The sequence below is a fragment of the Propioniciclava sp. genome, from assembly GCF_036744435.1.
Classification (GTDB): Bacteria; Actinomycetota; Actinomycetes; order Propionibacteriales; family Propionibacteriaceae; genus Propioniciclava.
Genome location: NZ_DAIOIA010000011.1, coordinates 26265 through 42666, shown reverse-complemented (window position 1 = coordinate 42666; position 16402 = coordinate 26265). Strand labels below are relative to the sequence as shown.

The 16402-nt window shown below is 70.8% G+C and carries 18 protein-coding genes; 12 read left to right on the top strand and 6 right to left on the bottom strand.

Going from position 1 to position 16402, the window contains the following annotated elements:
• The coding region (locus V7E09_RS02875) for a sugar phosphate nucleotidyltransferase (protein ID WP_324522988.1) at positions 1–268 on the bottom strand (268 nt) is incomplete at its 3' end.
• 35 nt (positions 269–303) lie between these two features.
• Here V7E09_RS02875 and V7E09_RS02870 point away from each other — a divergent pair.
• Together V7E09_RS02870 and V7E09_RS02865 are read left to right on the top strand one after the other, a co-directional pair.
• A complete protein-coding gene (locus V7E09_RS02870) occupies positions 304–1002 on the top strand; it encodes a TIGR03089 family protein (RefSeq protein WP_324522987.1) in 699 nt (232 codons plus the stop codon).
• An 83-nt stretch (positions 1003–1085) separates the two neighbouring features.
• A complete protein-coding gene (locus V7E09_RS02865; RefSeq protein WP_324522986.1) occupies positions 1086–1931 on the top strand; it encodes a serine hydrolase in 846 nt (281 codons plus the stop codon).
• Positions 1932–1935: 4 nt separating this feature from the next.
• Here V7E09_RS02865 and V7E09_RS02860 read toward each other — a convergent pair whose 3' ends face one another.
• The 3 genes from V7E09_RS02860 to V7E09_RS02850 all read right to left on the bottom strand — a co-directional run bounded on the left by V7E09_RS02860 (position 1936) and on the right by V7E09_RS02850 (position 5276).
• Entirely contained in the window at positions 1936–3456 is a 1521-nt protein-coding gene (locus tag V7E09_RS02860; protein WP_324522985.1) for an LCP family protein, read from the bottom strand.
• A gap of 141 nt (positions 3457–3597) precedes the next feature.
• Positions 3598–4101 carry a 5-(carboxyamino)imidazole ribonucleotide mutase gene (gene purE, locus V7E09_RS02855; protein WP_442956830.1) on the bottom strand — a complete coding sequence of 168 codons (504 nt, stop codon included), beginning with the start codon at positions 4099–4101 and terminating at the stop codon, positions 3598–3600.
• Positions 4098–5276 (bottom strand): 5-(carboxyamino)imidazole ribonucleotide synthase, encoded by a 1179-nt coding sequence (locus tag V7E09_RS02850; RefSeq protein ID WP_324511224.1) that lies wholly within the window; start codon positions 5274–5276, stop codon positions 4098–4100. The genes purE and V7E09_RS02850 overlap by 4 nt, the downstream gene beginning before the upstream one ends.
• A gap of 52 nt (positions 5277–5328) precedes the next feature.
• Here V7E09_RS02850 and V7E09_RS02845 point away from each other — a divergent pair, with 52 nt between their 5' ends.
• Positions 5329–6042 carry a Type 1 glutamine amidotransferase-like domain-containing protein gene (locus tag V7E09_RS02845; RefSeq protein WP_324511223.1) on the top strand — a complete coding sequence of 238 codons (714 nt, stop codon included), beginning with the start codon at positions 5329–5331 and terminating at the stop codon, positions 6040–6042.
• A 39-nt stretch (positions 6043–6081) separates the two neighbouring features.
• Here V7E09_RS02845 and V7E09_RS02840 read toward each other — a convergent pair whose 3' ends face one another.
• Positions 6082–6588 carry a GtrA family protein gene (locus tag V7E09_RS02840; protein ID WP_324522984.1) on the bottom strand — a complete coding sequence of 169 codons (507 nt, stop codon included), beginning with the start codon at positions 6586–6588 and terminating at the stop codon, positions 6082–6084.
• On the opposite strand from V7E09_RS02840, the gene V7E09_RS02835 reads away from it, so the two are divergent.
• Positions 6587–7216, top strand: a complete 630-nt coding sequence (locus V7E09_RS02835; protein ID WP_324511221.1) for an alpha/beta fold hydrolase — start codon at positions 6587–6589, stop codon at positions 7214–7216. The two genes, V7E09_RS02840 and V7E09_RS02835, sit on opposite strands and share 2 nt — an antisense overlap.
• Before the next feature lies 1 nt (position 7217).
• On the opposite strand, the gene V7E09_RS02830 is transcribed toward V7E09_RS02835, so the two are convergent.
• The gene (locus tag V7E09_RS02830) at positions 7218–7994 is read right to left on the bottom strand and encodes a biotin--[acetyl-CoA-carboxylase] ligase (RefSeq protein ID WP_324511220.1); all 777 of its coding nucleotides are present in this window, start codon (positions 7992–7994) and stop codon (positions 7218–7220) included.
• A gap of 81 nt (positions 7995–8075) precedes the next feature.
• On the opposite strand from V7E09_RS02830, the gene V7E09_RS02825 reads away from it, so the two are divergent.
• From V7E09_RS02825 to V7E09_RS02790, 8 genes are all read left to right on the top strand, one after another.
• Positions 8076–9650 carry an acyl-CoA carboxylase subunit beta gene (locus V7E09_RS02825; protein WP_324511219.1) on the top strand — a complete coding sequence of 525 codons (1575 nt, stop codon included), beginning with the start codon at positions 8076–8078 and terminating at the stop codon, positions 9648–9650.
• Complete coding sequence (locus tag V7E09_RS02820) at positions 9647–9880, top strand: acyl-CoA carboxylase subunit epsilon (RefSeq protein WP_324511218.1); 234 nt, start codon at positions 9647–9649, stop codon at positions 9878–9880. The genes V7E09_RS02825 and V7E09_RS02820 overlap by 4 nt, the downstream gene beginning before the upstream one ends.
• A gap of 132 nt (positions 9881–10012) precedes the next feature.
• Entirely contained in the window at positions 10013–10630 is a 618-nt protein-coding gene (locus tag V7E09_RS02815; RefSeq protein ID WP_324511217.1) for a DUF937 domain-containing protein, read from the top strand.
• Positions 10631–10743: 113 nt separating this feature from the next.
• Positions 10744–11355 carry a Maf family protein gene (locus V7E09_RS02810; protein ID WP_324522983.1) on the top strand — a complete coding sequence of 204 codons (612 nt, stop codon included), beginning with the start codon at positions 10744–10746 and terminating at the stop codon, positions 11353–11355.
• A 75-nt stretch (positions 11356–11430) separates the two neighbouring features.
• Entirely contained in the window at positions 11431–12330 is a 900-nt protein-coding gene (locus V7E09_RS02805; RefSeq protein WP_324511215.1) for a decaprenyl-phosphate phosphoribosyltransferase, read from the top strand.
• A gap of 119 nt (positions 12331–12449) precedes the next feature.
• Entirely contained in the window at positions 12450–14216 is a 1767-nt protein-coding gene (locus V7E09_RS02800; RefSeq protein WP_324522982.1) for an acetyl/propionyl/methylcrotonyl-CoA carboxylase subunit alpha, read from the top strand.
• Between the two features lie 104 nt (positions 14217–14320).
• Positions 14321–15514, top strand: a complete 1194-nt coding sequence (locus V7E09_RS02795) for an SLC13 family permease (RefSeq protein WP_324522981.1) — start codon at positions 14321–14323, stop codon at positions 15512–15514.
• Between the two features lie 78 nt (positions 15515–15592).
• Positions 15593–16402 (top strand): hypothetical protein, encoded by an 810-nt coding sequence (locus V7E09_RS02790; protein WP_324511212.1) that lies wholly within the window; start codon positions 15593–15595, stop codon positions 16400–16402.

Genomic DNA, 16402 nt, shown 5'->3' with positions numbered 1-16402 from the left:
CGGCGTTGAGCGAGTCGCGCCCCTCAGGCTCGCCGAGCAGGTTCGCGCGCGGCAGTTCGGGCAGGTCGGCGGCGACGTTGTCCAGGTAGGGGGCGCCGGTCACGACCAGGATGCGTTCGTCGGGGACGAGCCGCTGGGCACGCTCGAAGGCCAGCCGCAGCAGGCTGCGCCCATCGATGAGCTTCAGCAGCTGCTTGGGGGTGCCTTTGCGGGACAGCGGCCACAGGCGGGTCCCCGAGCCGCCCGCCATGATCACGACGTAGCGCATAGGGGTCAGGGTAGCCGTCGGCCTATCCTGGGTCGGTGACCCATGCCGTGCGACCCCTCGGTGAAATCCTGCGTTCCCGCGCCGCCCGCGAGGGCGGCACACCGCTCCTGACGTGGTACGGAGCCGCCGGAGCGCGCACCGAGTTGTCGGTGGCCAGCGTCGAGAACTGGGTGGCCAAGACGGTGAATCTGCTGGCGGAGGCCGACGTGGAAGCGGGGTCGCGCGTCCGGCTGGAGGTCAGCCGAGACCACCCGGCACACTGGATGTCGCTGATCTGGGCGCTGGCCGTGTGGGACGCCGGGGCGAGCGTCGACCAGACCACGGCGCACCCCGACCTGGTGGTGACCGGCCCCCAGGGTCCCGATCCCGCCACGGACACCTCCGGCTTCGCCTGCTCGCTGGACGCCTGGGCGCGTCCGCTCCCCGAGCCTCCCGCCGGGCTGGCCGACTACACCGGGGAGGCGCTTGCCCAACCGGATGCGGCGCTGCCCGATCCCCTGCCCGTCGATGTTCCCGCCTGGGTGAGTGCCGACACGTCGCTCAGCCTGACCGACCTCGCCGGGCTGGAGCCGATCCACGATCGGGTGCTGATCCGCCCTGCCGACCCCGTCGAGGCCCTCCAGGTGGTGACGGCGGTGCTGCTCGGCGGCGGCTCCCTGGTCCTGGCCGCCGAGGCGGAGCCGGCTGTAGCGGCGCGGATCGCGGATGCCGAACGGGCGCGCATCCCGCGGTGAGCGGTGCCGCCGACGCCGAGGCGCGGCCCAGCCGACGGCCCTCGTCCTGGCATGATGGGCGGGTCGCCCCAGAAAGGTTGTGCATGTCTCCCCTCTCCCGCCGCGGCCTGCTCGCGGGCGCCGCCGCCCTCGCTCTGGTCGCCTGCAGTCGCACCGCCGACCCGTTGGTGACGCCGACCGCGTCCCCGACCGGCTCGGTCCGCTCGCAACTGGATGCGGTCATGGAGGTCTATGCCCGCAACACAGACCTGCTGGGGGTCTCGATCCGCGATCGCCGCACCGGCGCGGCGTATGCGTTCCGGGGGGACTTCGACACCCAGAGCGCCTCGATCGCGAAGGTGATGATCTCCCTGCTGGCCCTCAACAAGGCGCGGGCCGCGGGCGAAGAGCTGCCGTTCGAGCGCTACCAGCAGATCAGCAAGGCGATCGTGAACTCCGACAACGATGCCGCCGACGCGTTGTGGGAGTGGGTCGGCGGTGGCGACCAATACACCCGGCTGGCGGTGGGGCTGGGACTGCCCCACACGCACGCGGATCCCCGCAGCCCGTTCTGGTCCTGGACGAACACCACCCCCGACGATCAGCGCCTGCTCATCGACCTGCTGGTCGAGGGAACCCCTGCCGTCGCCCAGGAGGACCGCCTCTATCTCCTGGACGTGATGTCCCAGACCAACGCCGAGCAGACGTGGGGGGTGGGCCACGACCGCAAGAAGAACTCCGTCGACGTGCAGATGAAGAACGGCTGGGTCCAGTTCAAGTCGTTGGACAACCTGTGGGCGGTCAACTCGATCGGACGCGTCCAGGGCGAGGGCCGCGACTACACGGCCGCCTTCATGTGCCGCCGCCCGACGTTCGAGGAGGGACGCGACCTGGTGGACGCCATCGGCGCCGATGTGTTCCGCATCCTGGGCTCGGGCGAACTGGTCTGAGCGCTTAGGCGACGCCGCACACCTGGGTCAGGTCGTCGGTCTGCCGCTGCGTGCTGAACTCGCCCTGCGACTTCTCGGCCTTCTTGCCTACGACGGGCTTGTCCGTCCCCGGGGAGGCGGCGCTCGGCTCGGGCGTCGTGGCGGCCGCAGGTTCCGCCGAGGCGGTGCCCCCCACCGGATCCGGCGTGGCCGTCACCTGCCGTTCGGCTTCGGCGTCGAGGCTCTGGGAGTGGGCGATCTCCCCGGCGACCGTGCGCCGGATCAGGTCGATGTCGGGGCGTGACGGCTCGATCAGCGGCGGGGAGAACGCGGTCGAGGCGAGCGGCAGCGAGCGCCCGGACGCCGCCAACTCGAGGAGCCGGGCGATGTCGCCACCGGGGATGTCGGTGGTCACCATCGCCCCGCCCGCCTCGGCGAGCGCGGTGAAGCGGGTAGCCACCGTCACGGGGTTGGCCTGCTTCACCAGGGCGTTGATGACGCACTTCTGCCGGGTCATCCGCTCGTAGTCGCTGGAACCCTCCCGGGAGCGGGCGAACCACAGGGCCTGGAACCCGTTGAGCTGCACGTTCGTGCCGGGCTGGATGTAGCCCTCCACCTTGGCGGCGCCACCGCCGATCGGGACGGCCTTGGCGATGTCGAGCCTGATCCCGCCGAGTGCGTCGATGAGGTTCTCGAAGCCTCGCATGTCGACCATCGCGTAGTAGTTGATCCCCAGGCCGAGCGTCTCGGCGACCACCGCCCGGGTCGCGGCGATGCCCGGATCGGCGGCGTCGCCGAAATCCTCGGGATGCTGCTGGCCGAGCGCGTACACCGCGTTGAGCAGGCAGCTCTGGTCGGCGCAGGCGTAGCCGTTCGGATACTGCTTGGCGAGCGCGGTCCCGTGCGGGAACCGGGCGTGCTGCAGGTTGCGCGGCAGGCTGAACAGCACGGTGCGGCCGGTGTTGGCGCTGATCGAGGCGACCATGATCGTGTCGGCGCGCAGGCCGCGGCGGTCCTCGCCGGCGTCGGCCCCGACGAGCAGCACGTTGATCCGGCCGTCCTTGGCGGCGGAGTCGCCCCCGCCGGCGAAAACCTGCCCGAAGAGCTGGGCCTGGCTGCGCGACAGGGCCGAGGCCTGCAGGGCCCCGAGACCGACGGCGGCGGCCAGGACGAGCGCCAGCGCCGCCATGAGGAACTGGCGGGGACCCATTGAGCGGGGACGACTGATCCGCCAGGCGTCGAGGAACAGCCACGCCCACCCCAGGCCGAGCACCACGACCAGCCCGGAGGCGATCCAGTGCGTGACCGGATGGGTGTAGACGGCGACGGCGAGGTCGCGGCGAAGCCAGGCCATCGCGAGGAACGCGAGCGCCAACGCCCACACCCCCGCCCACAGGCGCAGCGCGAACCGCCCCAGCCCGCGACCGCCCGCCACGAGCTGGGCGGATCCCGGAGCCACGGCGGTCATGATGAGCAGGCCCACGCCGCGGCGCCAGGCGAGCTGCCTGCTGCGCTGCGCGGCGTCGACGGTGGGCACCTGCTGCATGGATCACCTCGGAGGAAGGACGAGGACGGTCAGCTCATGGTGGCGTCCCCACGCGCGCCCGCTTCGATTCCGCGACGGCGTGTTGACAGATCGTCCGCGCGAGTCCCCCTGGCGGGGGACCCGCCGGGGTCGGGGTGGACCTCAGCGGCCCCGGACCCGACTCCCCTTGTCACGAGCGAGGTCACGCAGCTCGGTCTGGAACGTCGTCATCGCCGCCACGAGATCGGCGTCCCCGATGCCGAGCATCCGCACCGCCAGCAGCCCGGCGTTGCGGGCGTTCCCGATCGAGACCGTCGCCACGGGGACCCCGGCCGGCATCTGGACGATCGACAGCAGCGAGTCCATGCCGTCCAGGTGCCGCAGCGCCACCGGGACCCCGATCACGGGCAGCGGAGTGAGCGCCGCCAGCATGCCCGGCAGGTGGGCGGCCCCACCGGCACCGGCGATGATCACCTTCAGGCCGCGCTCGTGCGCCGCCCTGCCGTACTCGACCATCTCCTCGGGCATCCGGTGCGCGGAGACGACATCGGCCTCGTAGCCGACGCCGAACTCGCGCAACGCCAGGGCGGCGGCCTCCATGGTGGGCCAGTCCGAATCGGAGCCCATCACGATCCCCACCACGGGAGTCGGTTCGGTCATGCTCATTCCCCTTCCAGGATCGCGGCTGCGGCGCGCGCCGAACGCCGGGCGGCGTCCACGTCGGCGCCGAGCACGGTGATGTGGCCGACCTTGCGTCCGGGCTTGACCCCCTTGCCGTACAGGTGGACGCGGACGTCCGGGTCGCTCAGGACCCGGTTCAGCGACCCGACCAGATCGGGGTTGGCGCCGCCGAGCACATTGGTCATCACCGCGACCGGCGCGCGCAGCGCCGCCGAACCCAGCGGCAGGTCGGCGACGGCGCGCAGGTGGTTCTCGAACTGGCTGGTGACCGCACCCTCGATGCTCCAGTGCCCGGTGTTGTGCGGCCGCATGGCGAGCTCGTTGACGACGATCTCCCCGTCAGGGCGTTCCATCAGCTCCACGGCCAGGATCCCGACGACCCCGAGTTCGTCGGCGATGCGGCGACCCAGCGCCTCCAGGGCCGCGGCGCGCGCGGCGTCGAGGCCGGGTGCGGGGGTGGTCGTCTCGTGGCAGATCCCGTCGCGCTGGACCGTCTCGGTCACCGGGTAGGCGACCGCCTCGCCGCCGGGCCGGCGAGCGACCAGCACCGACAGTTCCCGGGTGAACGGGATGAACTCCTCGGCGACGATGACGGCGTCGGCCGGCGCGTCCGCCGCGGTGTCGCGCTCGGTGGGGCCGAGCGCGTGCTGCAGCGCGGCGAACGGGGCCTCAGCCTCCTGCGGACCGGCCAGCTTCCATACGCCCTTGCCGTCGTAGCCGCCCCGCGACGTCTTGGCGATGACCGGCCACCCCGTCTCAGCGGCGAAGTCGGCCAGTTCCTGCGGCGTGGCGACGACGCGCCAGGCCGGGCAGGGGACGCCGAGAGCGCTCAGCCGGGCGCGCATCGCGGCCTTGTCCTGGGCGAACTCCAAGGCGGTAGGCCCGGGGCGAACCGGGGTCCCGGACGCCTCGAGTTCCGCCAGCAGGCCGGTGGGGACGTGTTCGTGGTCGAAGGTCACCGCCGTGACGTCCGCGGCGAAGTCCGACAAGGTGGCGGCGTCGGCGTAATCCCCGACGGTGGTGTCGGGAACGACCTGGGCCGCGGCGGTCTGGGGCGCCTCGGCGAGCAGTCGCACACGTAGCCCGAGTGGTGTCGCGGCCTCGTTCATCATGCGAGCAAGCTGCCCGCCTCCGACGATGCCGATGGTGAGATCCGTCACGAGGGCTCACGATACTGGTCATCGGGGGCATGCCCCATGACAAGATGGCCGCATGACCGCTCACATCGTCGCGATGGGCGGTGGCGGGTTCGCCACGTCGCCCTTGGGGTCCCCCACCAATTTCGATCGCTACGTCGTCGAGCTGACCGGCAAACGAAGCCCGCTGGTGTGCTTCGTTCCGACCGCGTCCGCCGACGACCCCCAGTACATCAACCGATTCCTCGTCGCCTATGGCACCCTCGGCATCCGTCCGATGGTCCTGACGCTGTGGCAGGACGCCGCGAACGCGGTCGCCCGGATCGCCGAGGCCGACCTCATCCTGGTCGGCAACGGCGCCACGGTGAACGCGCTCGCGCTGTGGAAGGCCCATGGCGTCGGCAAGGCCATCAAGCAGCGCTACGCCCAGGGCGACGTGGTGCTGGCGGGCACCGCCGCCGGCGCGAACGTCTGGTTCGAGGGCTGCGTCACCGACTCGTTCGGGGACTTCCGCCCGTTCCGCGGCGGACTCGGCCTGGTGCAGGGCAGCTTCTGCAGCCACTTCGACTCCGAAGACAGCCGGGTCGGGGTCTTCACCGACGCCGTGTCGGCGGGTGACCTGCCCGGCGGCTGGGCCGCCGACGACGGCGCTGGCGTCCACTTCACCGACGGCAGCTACACCGAAAGCGTCAGCGAGTCCGCGGGCCAGCGCGTGTTCGGGATCCACCCCTCCGACCTGCCGACCTCCTCGGGCGTCGTCGTGGAGCAGCTTCCCGTCCGCGTCCTGTGACACCGGGGCGTCCGGGGCCCGCGGGCCCCGGCGTCCCGCTCAGCGCCCGCGGAAGATCAGGCCTCGCTGAACGATGAAGTTCACGGTCGTGGCGATCCCCTGGGCGATCACGAAGCCGACCAACTGGGCGGCCGTGACCCCGAGCCAGGCCGCCAGGGGCGGGTAGAGGACGGTGAAGGTGCCCACCTGAAGCGCGAACGTCAGCAGGTACAGCACCACCACCGCGCCCAGCGTCTTCTTGCTGCCCGCGGCCTGGAACGTCCAGCGGCTGTTGATCAGGTAGGCGGTCAGCGTGCCGAACACCCAGGAGATCGCCTTCGCGGGGCTGTACCCGAGCCCGAGGAGATTCATCCCGGCGACCATGAGCCCGTAGTCGACGACGGCGGACACGCCCCCAGCGAGCACGAACCGGACCAACTGCGTCCGTAGCGTCAACGGCGCCGCAGGGTGCGCGGTGGGCGCTGCTGCCGCTGCCGTCGGGTCGCTGGGTTCGGCGGGAGAAGTCACGCCCGCCATCGTCCCACAGCGCACTAGATTGACGTCCATGCGTCTCCTCGCCCTGCTGCACGGCCTCGGCCAGACCCCTCAAAGCTGGCAGGATCAGGTGACCGAACTCCCACCCGGATTCCGTGCGGTGGCCCCGTGGCTGCGGGGCATGCGCCCCGCCCGCGCCGAAGAGTTCAGCGTCGAGGGGGCCGCCGACGACGTCCTCGCCCTGCTCAACCAATACGGCGTCGAACAGATGTCCCTGGTCGGTGTCAGCCTGGGGGCCATGGTGGCTCTGGACGCTGCCATCCGCGCACCTCAGGCCGTCTCGCACCTGGTGCTGGCCGCGGGACAGATCAACCCGCCCCGCTCCGTGATGCGCATGCAACGGCTGGCGTTCAGCCTGATCCCGGCCCGGCGGCTGGCCGCCATGGGGGTGGAGAAACGACGCTTCCTGCGCGCCTTGGACACCGCAGCTCAGATCGACTACCGCGGCCGCCTCGGCGACGTCACGGCGGCGACCCTGGTGCTGGTCGGCGAGCAGGACCGAGCGAACCGGCCCGCCGCTGAGGCCCTGGCGGCCGGAATCCCGGGGGCACGGCTGAGCGTCGTTCCCGGCGCGGGGCAGCAGGTGAACACCGACAACCCGGCGGCGTTCAACAAGCTCGTCTACGACTTCCTGGCCTGACTCACCGCGGGCGCAGGTGCTGGATGTCTCCGGCGACGAAGGTGCGGCGCCCCCTCGCGGTGTCGACGATCAGGCCACCGTCGGCGTCCACGTCCACGGCGCGCCCCTGCACGGTATCGCCCACCGGCAGCAGGACCGATACCTCGGCCCCCAACGTGGCGCACAGCGCCCGGTAGCCGGGGCGAGGATCCGCGCCGCCCTCCCAGGCGCGTAGTACCTCTTCCAGTTCGGTCAGCACCGCGGTGAGCACCGTCGTGGCGTCCACCTGGGAGCCTTCCAGGAGCAGCGAGGTGGCGGTGGGGACGGGCAACTGTTCGGCGCGCAGAGCGGTGTTGAGCCCGAATCCCAGGACCGCCTTCGGGCCGGGAGGTTCGGGGACGGCCTCGCACAGGATGCCGCACACCTTGCGGTCCCCGATCAGGACGTCGTTGGGCCACTTCAGCCGTGCGTCCAGCCCCGTGGCATCGGTGATGCCCCGAGCGACCGCCACCCCCACCAGGAGGGGTAGCCAACCCCACGTCGACAGGGGAACCCGGGGAGCCACCAGCACCGAGGTGGCCACCGACGTGCCGGGGGGAGCCTCCCAGGAGCGGGTGAGGCGTCCCCGACCGGCGCTTTGGTGGGTGGCGACCAGCACCGTTCCTGCCGGGGCGCCCTGACGTGCGGACGCTGCGAGGTCGGCGTTGGTCGATCCGGTCGTCGCGAGCACGCTGATCGGGCCCCAGCCCGTGTCGGCGAGGGCGGCACGCAGCGACGCCGCGTCGGGAAGATGCGTCATGGCCGCCACTGTAGGGGCCCGTGACCCGGCTCTGGTCAGCCTCGCTTCGTCAAAGCGGGGCCAACGCATTACATTCGCTCCATGGAGATCGACATCCACACAACGAAGGGGAAGATCGCCGATCTCGGGGAGCGCATCGACGCCGCTGTCAATGCTGCATCCCCTGCTGCCGTTGAAAAGCAGCATGCCAAGGGAAAGCTCACCGCTCGGGAGCGCATCGCTGCGCTGCTGGACGAGGGCACCTTCGCTGAGTTCGACGAGTTCGCCCGCCACCGATCCGTGGCGTTCGGCATGCAAGCCAAGCGCCCTTACACCGACGGCGTCATCACCGGCGTCGGCGCCATCCACGGCCGTCCCGTCTGCGTCTTCTCCCAGGACGTCGCCCTCTTCGGCGGCGCGCTGGGACAGGTGTACGGCGAGAAGATCGTCAAGATCATCGACTTCGCCATCAAGACCGGTTGCCCGCTGATCGGCATCAACGAGGGCGGCGGTGCCCGCATTCAGGAGGGCGTGGTCAGCCTCGGCCTGTACGGGGAGATCTTCCGGCGCAACACGCTGGCATCGGGGGTGGTGCCGCAGATCTCTTTGATCATGGGCGCTGCCGCCGGGGGCCACGTGTACTCCCCCGCCCTGACCGACTTCACGATCATGGTGGACCAGACCAGCCAGATGTTCATCACCGGCCCGGCCGTCATCAAGACGGTCACCGGCGAGGACGTCACGCTGGAGGAGTTGGGCGGCGGCCGGACGCACAACGAGAAGTCCGGAAATGCGCACTACCTGGCCGCCGACGACAACGACGCGATCGAGTACGTCCGCGACCTGATCAGCTACCTGCCGCAGAACAACCTCGAGGACGCGCCCGTCTACGACGAGGCGGAGGTGGACCTCACCATCACCGACCGGGACCGAGCACTCGACACGCTCATCCCCGACTCGCCCAACCAGCCCTACGACATCCGCACGGTCATCAAGACGGTGCTCGACGACGACGAGTTCTTGGAGGTCCAGGAACTGTTCGCCGGCAACATCGTGGTCGGGTTCGGACGCATCGAAGGACGAGTGGTGGGCGTCGTGGCCAACCAGCCGATGGTGTTCGCGGGCTGCCTCGACATCGATGCCTCGGAGAAGGCCGCCCGGTTCGTGCGGACCTGTGATTGCTTCAACATCCCGGTGCTGACGTTCGTCGACGTTCCCGGCTTCCTCCCGGGGGTGCAGCAGGAACACAGCGGCATCATCCGCCGGGGCGCCAAGCTGATCTACGCCTACGCCGAAGCGACCGTTCCGCTGGTGACCATCATCACCCGCAAGGCCTACGGCGGCGCCTACGACGTCATGGGGTCGAAGCACCTGGGTGCCGACGTGAACCTCGCGTGGCCGACCGCCCAGATCGCGGTGATGGGTGCCGAGGGCGCGGTAGAGATCCTGTACCGCAAGGAACTGGCCGAGGCGAAGGATCCCATCGCTCGCCGCAAGGAACTCGTGCAGGAGTACAACGACGAGTTGGCCAACCCGTACGTCGCCGCGGAGCGCGGTTACATCGACCAGGTCATCTACCCGCACGCCACGCGGGAGACCATCATCCGGGTCATGCGACTGCTCCGCACCAAGCGGGAGTCACTGCCGCCCAAGAAGCACGGGAACATCCCGCTGTGAGCGAGGCGATCGTCGAGACCCCGGTGGCCTTCGAGGTGGTCAGCGGGACGCCCAGCGACGAGGAACTGGCCGCCCTCACCGCCGTCTTGGCGGTGCTGCGCCGGGAACGGGGACGCCCCCACATCCCGACGAATGCCGCCATCGCCGGTGGCTGGCGCTCTCATTGGCACCTCGTGCGTCACGACCTGCTCCAGGGTCACGGCGCCTGGCGCAGCACGGCGCGACGCTGACCTGACACGGCCGCCGCCTGGTCCCTCGTGTGGGGCCAGGCGGCGGCCGTGCCTCGTCAGCGCGACGACGGTGCTCCACGCGGCATGCGGGCGATAGGCTCGCGCCCACCGTCTTGGCGCGAAGGAGCTCGCATGTCCGCCGTATCCGACATCACCGCACGTCTCGACCTGGCCCAGGTGGCTGGAGTCCTGGGCACCGATCAGGCCACCGCGTCCCAGGCGGTGGAGGAGGCGCTGACGTCCCTGGTCGGGACGATGGACGCCAACGTCGGCGATCCCGCCACCGCGCTGAGCCTGACCCGGGCGCTGGGAGACCACGCAGGAGCCGCTCCGTTCGACGTCGACGCCGTGGACACCGCCGACGGGGCCAAGATCATCCAGCACGTCTATTCAGCCGATCAGATCCAGTCCCTGTCTCAAGGCGTCGGCGGCGATCTGGTGCGCACCCTCCTGCCGATCCTGGCGCCCCTGGTCATGAACTACCTGGCCGGGAAGCTCACGGACTACCTCAGCCAGTCCGCCGGCTCTGCGGCGCAGCAGCCCGCTGGCGTCCCGTCCGATCAGGGCGGACTCGGCGACCTCCTCGGGGGCATTCTGGGCGGGGGTTCGGGGGCGGACTGGGCGACCTCCTGGGCGGCATCCTCGGCGGCTCCCTCGGGCAGCCGTCCTCCCCCACCACCTCGCCGCAGGTCCCGGCCTCGACCGGTGAGGGCACGTTCCGCGTCCCGACTCCGGGACAGACCTCCCTGACCCCTGCATCGGGTACCGCGGAGGAGCCGCGCAGCGAGGCGGCCGGGGGCTCCGGCGCGGGAGACCTGCTGGGCGGCATCCTGTCGGACCTGCTGCGCGGCCGGAACTGAACCGTGGACGTCGTCCTCGCCTCGTCGTCCCCGGCGCGGCTGCGGGAGTTGAGGGCGGCCGGGCTGGCCCCTCGCGTGGTCGTGTCCGGGATCGATGAGGGCGCCGTCACCGCGCCCACGCCTCGGGCCTTGGCCCTGACGCTGGCCCGGCTCAAGGGTGACGCGTCCCTGGCCACGCTCGACCCGAACGCCGACCTGGTGCTGCTGGCCTGCGACTCGGTGCTCGACCTGGACGGGGTCGCGGTCGGCAAACCGGGCACCGACCAGGCGGTCCGCGAACGCTGGCGTTCCCTGCGCAACCGCGACGCCTTCCTGACCACGGGGCACTACGTGGTGGTGCGCCGAGACGGCGTGGCGCATACCGCTTCCGCGGCGGCCACGACGCGGGTCCGGTTCGCGAACGTGTCCGACGAGGAGATCGAGGCCTACATCGCCACGGGGGAGCCGCACCAGGTCGCGGGCGGCTTCACGATCGACGGGTACGGCGCCGCGTTCATCACCGGGCTGGGTGGCGACCCGCACAACGTGGTCGGGATCAGCATTCCGCTGCTGCGTTCGCTGCTGGCCGATCTGGGTGTCGCGTGGACGTCCCTGTGGCAGGTCCCCGGACGCTGAGCGCGCCCACGGGGTAGGGCGGCTGCGGCGACTCTCGCAGGCGACCAGGCCAGGCTCGCCGCTAGGCTGTGGGTGATGTCCGATCTCACGCCCACGCCCGCTGCCTCCCGCCTGCCCGCCGCCCTTCGCGCCATGCGGCCCCGGCAGTGGGTGAAGAACGTCCTCGTGCTGGCCGCGCCGGTGGCCGCCGGCTCCCTGTTCCAGGTGCCCGTGCTCGTCAGCACGGCGTGGGCGTTCCTGGCTTTCTGCCTGATCAGCGCTTCGATCTACCTCGTCAACGACGTCCGCGACGTCGAGGCGGACCGGCAGCATCCCAAGAAGCGCCTGCGTCCCATCGCGGCCGGGGAACTCTCCGTGCGCACCGCGCTGATCCTGGCGGCGGCCTGCCTGATCGCGTCCCTGGTGCTGAGCTGGCTGGTGACCCCGCTGCTCGCCCTGACCGTGGCGGTCTACTGGCTGTTGCAGGTCGGCTACTCGCTGTTCCTGAAGAACGAACCGATCATCGATTTAGCCATGGTCGCCTCCGGTTTCCTGCTGCGCGCCGTGGCCGGCGGCGTCGCCTCCGGGATCGAACTGTCGCAGTGGTTCTTGCTGGTGGCGGCGTTCGGGTCCTTGTTCATGGTGGCCGGGAAACGCTACTCGGAGATCTCCGAACTCGGCGCCGAGGCCGGGACCCGGGCCTCCCTGGCCCGCTACACCGCCACCTACCTGCGGTTCGTCTGGACGCTGGCCTGCACCGCCGTCATCCTCTCCTACAGCCTGTGGGCTTTCGAGCAGCGCGGCGAACGGGAGTGGCTGGGACTGCCGTGGGCGGCGTTCTCGATCGCCCCGTTCACGCTCGCCCTGCTGCGGTACGCCTACGTCATCGACCGCGGTGACGCCGGTGAGCCCGAGGACGTGGTCCTCACCGATCGGGTGCTGCAGGTGCTCGCTGTCGTGTGGGTGGTCCCGCTGGGCATCGGCGTCTTCACCTGACGCGCGCCCCCGGCCGGGGCGTCGGGCGAACCCGGGATTCGAACCCGGCGGCGGTTTGGTCCTAGACTCGCGATCGGGCGCGGCCTCACGGGTCGCCTGGGACTTTTCAAGGAGGAAATGTGCCGATCGCCAAAGTGCTCGTCGCAAATCGCGGCGAAATCGCCGTCCGCGTCATTCGCGCCGCACGTGACGCCGGCTTGGCCAGCGTCGCCATGTACGCCGATCCCGACGCTGATTCCCTGTTCGTGAAGCTCGCCGACGAGGCTTTCGCCCTCAACGGTCAGACCCCCGCCGAGACCTACCTCGACGTGGCCAAGATCCTGTCCATCGCCGAACGATCCGGGGCGGACGCCGTGCATCCCGGCTATGGCTTCCTGGCCGAGAACGCCGCCTTCGCGCAGGCCGTCCTGGACGCCGGCCTGACCTGGATCGGCCCCCCGCCCGCCGCGATCGACGCGCTCGGCGACAAGGTCAAGGCCCGTCACATCGCGCAGAAGGTGGGCGCTCCCTTGGTGGAGGGCACCGCCGATCCGGTCCAGGGCGCCGACGAAGTCGTCGCGTTCGCCCAGGAGTTCGGCCTGCCGATCGCCATCAAGGCCGCCTACGGTGGTGGCGGTCGCGGCCTCAAGGTCGCCCGTCACCTCGACGAGGTCGCCGAACTGTTCGAGTCGGCCACGCGTGAGGCCGTCACGGCCTTCGGCCGGGGCGAGTGCTTCGTGGAGCAGTACCTGGACCGCCCGCGTCACGTGGAGACCCAGTGCCTGGCCGACGCTCATGGCAACGTGGTCGTCGTGTCGACGCGGGACTGCTCGCTGCAGCGTCGCCACCAAAAGCTCGTGGAGGAAGCACCCGCACCCTTCCTCAGCCCGGAGCAGAGGCAGACCCTGTACACCGCATCGAAGGCCATCCTGATCGAGGCCGGCTACGTCGGTGCGGGAACGTGCGAGTTCCTCGTCGCGCAGGATGGCCGGATCTCGTTCCTGGAGGTGAACACCCGACTTCAGGTGGAGCATCCGGTCTCCGAGGAGGTCACCGGCCTCGACTTGGTGCGCGAGATGTTCCGGATCGCCGACGGTGAGGTGCTCGGCTACGGGGACCCGCAGGTGTCGGGGCACAGCTTCGAGTTCCGGATCAACGCCGAGGATGCCGGTCGCAACTTCATGCCGGCTCCGGGCACGCTGACGGCCTGGCAGCCGCCGGCGGGCCCCGGCGTCCGCGTGGACGAGGGCTACCGGACCGGCATGGTCGTGCCGGGCTCCTTCGACTCCCTGGTGGCGAAGATCATCGTCACGGGTTCCTCCCGCGAGCAGGCCCTGGAACGGTCGCGGCGCGCGCTGTCGGAGACGGTGCTGGCTGGCATGCCCACCGTCATCCCGTTCCACTCCGCCGTGCTGAACGAGCCGGCCTTCACCGCTGCCGACGGCACCTTCGGCGTGCATACCCGGTGGATCGAGACCGAGTTCGACAACACCATCACCCCCTACACCGGGGTGCTGGGAGAGGCGGAGGAGGCCGAGCGGGCCACCGTGGTCGTCGAGGTGAACGGGCGTCGCGTCGAGGTCCGGCTCCCAGCCACCCTCGGCACCGCGCCGGCCGCGTCCGCGAAGACGGCCAAGCGGCCCACCCGCCGTGATCGGGGCGGGGCCAAGGCGGCCGCGCCGTCGTCGAATGCGCTGACGTCTCCGATGCAGGGCACCATCGTCAAGATCGCCGTCAGCGAGGGCGATGAGGTGGCCGAGGGTGATCTCATCGTCGTGCTGGAGGCCATGAAGATGGAGCAGCCGATCAACGCCCACCGCTCCGGCGTCGTGCAGGGGCTGACGGCCGTGGCGGGCGAGACCGTCGCCTCGGGCACCACCCTCTGCGAGATCGTCGACCCGGCCTGATCCGCCACGGTGCGCGTCCCCGGACTCTGATGGCCGGGGACGCGCGCCGTGCACGTCCGTCGTCGGTCCGCCGCCGCGGGTGACGTCGCAGTAGCCTCTCCCGGGTGATCACCGATTCAGGCCGCCCGGCGCCGCGGCAGCGTCCCTGGACCGGGATGATCGGCGGCGCGCTGCTGGCCGTTGCGGCGGTTCTCCTGGCCGCGGGAGTCCTCCCGCTGGACTCGGCCGCTGAGGTCGCCGATCGCACCTGGTCGATCCTGCTGTTCGTGATCGCCGCGACCCTCGTCGCGGAGTTGGCGGCCGCGGCCGGGGTCTTCGACGCCGTCGCCGATCGCCTAGGCCGCGCTGCGGCCGGTCGGGTCGTCGTGCTGTGGCTGCTCGTCGTCGCGCTCGCCGTGGTGGCCACCGTGTTCCTGTCGCTGGACACCACCGCCGTGCTCCTGACGCCGGTCGTCGTGCTGCTGGCTCGCGGACGTGGGCTGGACGCTATGCCGTTCGCCTTGACCACCATCTGGCTCGCCAACACCGGCTCCTTGCTGTTCCCGATGTCGAACCTCACCAATCTCCTCGCCGCGCACACCCTGGGGTTGGACGCCTGGGAGTTCGCCGCCTTGATGGCGCCCGCCGCCGTCGTCGGCATCGTCGTGCCGGTCCTGGTGATCGGGGTGACCTACCGCCGCGCGCTGCGCGGACGCCTCGCCCCGGCGCCGTCCGCTCCCCTGCAGGACCCCGCCCTGACCTGGATCGCGGGCATCATCGTCGCCGCCCTGCTGCCCACGCTGGTGAGCGGCCTGCCGGTGTGGCTGCCCGCGTGCGCGGCGGCCCTCGCCCTCGGCGTCCTGATCGCCGTGCGGCGCCCCACCGCGCTGTCGTGGTCGCTGATGCCGTGGCAGATCATCCTCCTCGCCTGCGGCCTCTTCCTGGTCGTGGAGACCGCGCATGCGCACGGCCTCAGTGCCGCGGTCGCTCCCCTGGTGGGGCAGGGCGAGGACATCCCGGACCTGCTGCGCGTCGCCGGGGTGGGAGCCCTGGTGGCCAACGGGATCGACAATCTGCCCGCCTACCTGGCGCTCGAACCGCTGGCCACCGAGCCGACCCGCATGGCCGGGCTGCTGGTCGGCGTCAACGCCGGCGCCCTCGTGACGCCGTGGGCGAGCCTGGCGATCCTGCTGTGGCATGAGCGGCTCCTCGGCCTGGACGTGGCGGTGCGCTGGCCTCGCTACATGGCCGCCAGCGCCCTGGTGGCGGTCCTGACCGTCGTCACGGCCGTTGTCCTGCTGGGACTGACGCACGCCTGAGACGACGCAGACCGTCTCACAGCCGATCCACAGCGAGAAGCCCTGTCGACCTTGGTGCCCGCTGGCAAACTTGAGGACATGGAACTGGTACTTCTCCTGCTCGTCGTCGCCGTGGTGATCTATGGCGCCCTTCGCTTGGGCGCCCGCAATCGGGCGGTCGAACGCGAGCAGAAGCAGGAGTTGGAGACGCAGTTGGCCACGTCGAAGAAGGCGGCCGAGGAAGACGTGACCAAGTTCGGCGAGGAGTTGCGGCACCTGGATTCGGACGTGGCGGGTCACTCCCTCGACGATGCGATGCGGCAGGACTACGAACGGGCTCTGGACGCCTACGAGAACGCCAAGAGTTCCCTCGACGCGGTGACGCGTCCCGACGAGATCCGGCACGTCACCGAGATCCTGGAGGATGGCCGCTACGGGGTCGCGTGCGTGAAGGCGCGGGTCGCCGGGGAGCCGCTGCCCGCGAAGCGCCCACCGTGCTTCTTCAACCCGGCGCACGGCCCCAGCACCCAGAACGTCGAGTGGGCGCCCCCGGGCGGATCGCCCCGCAGCGTTCCCGCGTGCGCCGCGGACGCCGAGCGCGTGCTGGCCGGTGCTGAGCCGTCGATCCGCACGGTGCAGGTCGGCGCCCAGCGTGTCCCCTACTGGCAAGGCGGCGAGGCGTACGCGCCTTGGGCGCAGGGCTACTACAGCAACTGGCGCGGGAACTCGCTGATCGCCGACATCGCGATCGGCGCCCTGGTCTTCCAGGGGATCAGCAGCCTGCCCTACCTGATGGGCGGCCTGGGCGAGGGTCTGGCGGGGCTCGGCGAGGGCCTGGGCGACGGCCTGGAGGGTATCGGGGACGGCATCGGCGACATGTTCGACGGCTTCGGGGATCTGTTCGACTGA

Excerpts from the sequence above, each read along its gene's own strand:
- V7E09_RS02845 (WP_324511223.1), top strand. The coding sequence starts at position 5,329 with ATGACCGCTCACATCGTCGCGATGGGCGGTGGCGGGTTCGCCACGTCG.
- purE (WP_442956830.1), bottom strand. The coding sequence starts at position 4,101 with ATGAGCATGACCGAACCGACTCCCGTGGTGGGGATCGTGATGGGCTCC.
- V7E09_RS02805 (WP_324511215.1), top strand. The coding sequence starts at position 11,431 with ATGTCCGATCTCACGCCCACGCCCGCTGCCTCCCGCCTGCCCGCCGCC.
- V7E09_RS02835 (WP_324511221.1), top strand. The coding sequence starts at position 6,587 with ATGCGTCTCCTCGCCCTGCTGCACGGCCTCGGCCAGACCCCTCAAAGC.
- V7E09_RS02865 (WP_324522986.1), top strand. The coding sequence starts at position 1,086 with ATGTCTCCCCTCTCCCGCCGCGGCCTGCTCGCGGGCGCCGCCGCCCTC.
- V7E09_RS02815 (WP_324511217.1), top strand. The coding sequence starts at position 10,013 with ATGTCCGCCGTATCCGACATCACCGCACGTCTCGACCTGGCCCAGGTG.
- V7E09_RS02790 (WP_324511212.1), top strand. The coding sequence starts at position 15,593 with ATGGAACTGGTACTTCTCCTGCTCGTCGTCGCCGTGGTGATCTATGGC.
- V7E09_RS02860 (WP_324522985.1), bottom strand. The coding sequence starts at position 3,456 with ATGCAGCAGGTGCCCACCGTCGACGCCGCGCAGCGCAGCAGGCAGCTC.
- V7E09_RS02830 (WP_324511220.1), bottom strand. The coding sequence starts at position 7,994 with ATGACGCATCTTCCCGACGCGGCGTCGCTGCGTGCCGCCCTCGCCGAC.
- V7E09_RS02825 (WP_324511219.1), top strand. The coding sequence starts at position 8,076 with ATGGAGATCGACATCCACACAACGAAGGGGAAGATCGCCGATCTCGGG.
- V7E09_RS02840 (WP_324522984.1), bottom strand. The coding sequence starts at position 6,588 with ATGGACGTCAATCTAGTGCGCTGTGGGACGATGGCGGGCGTGACTTCT.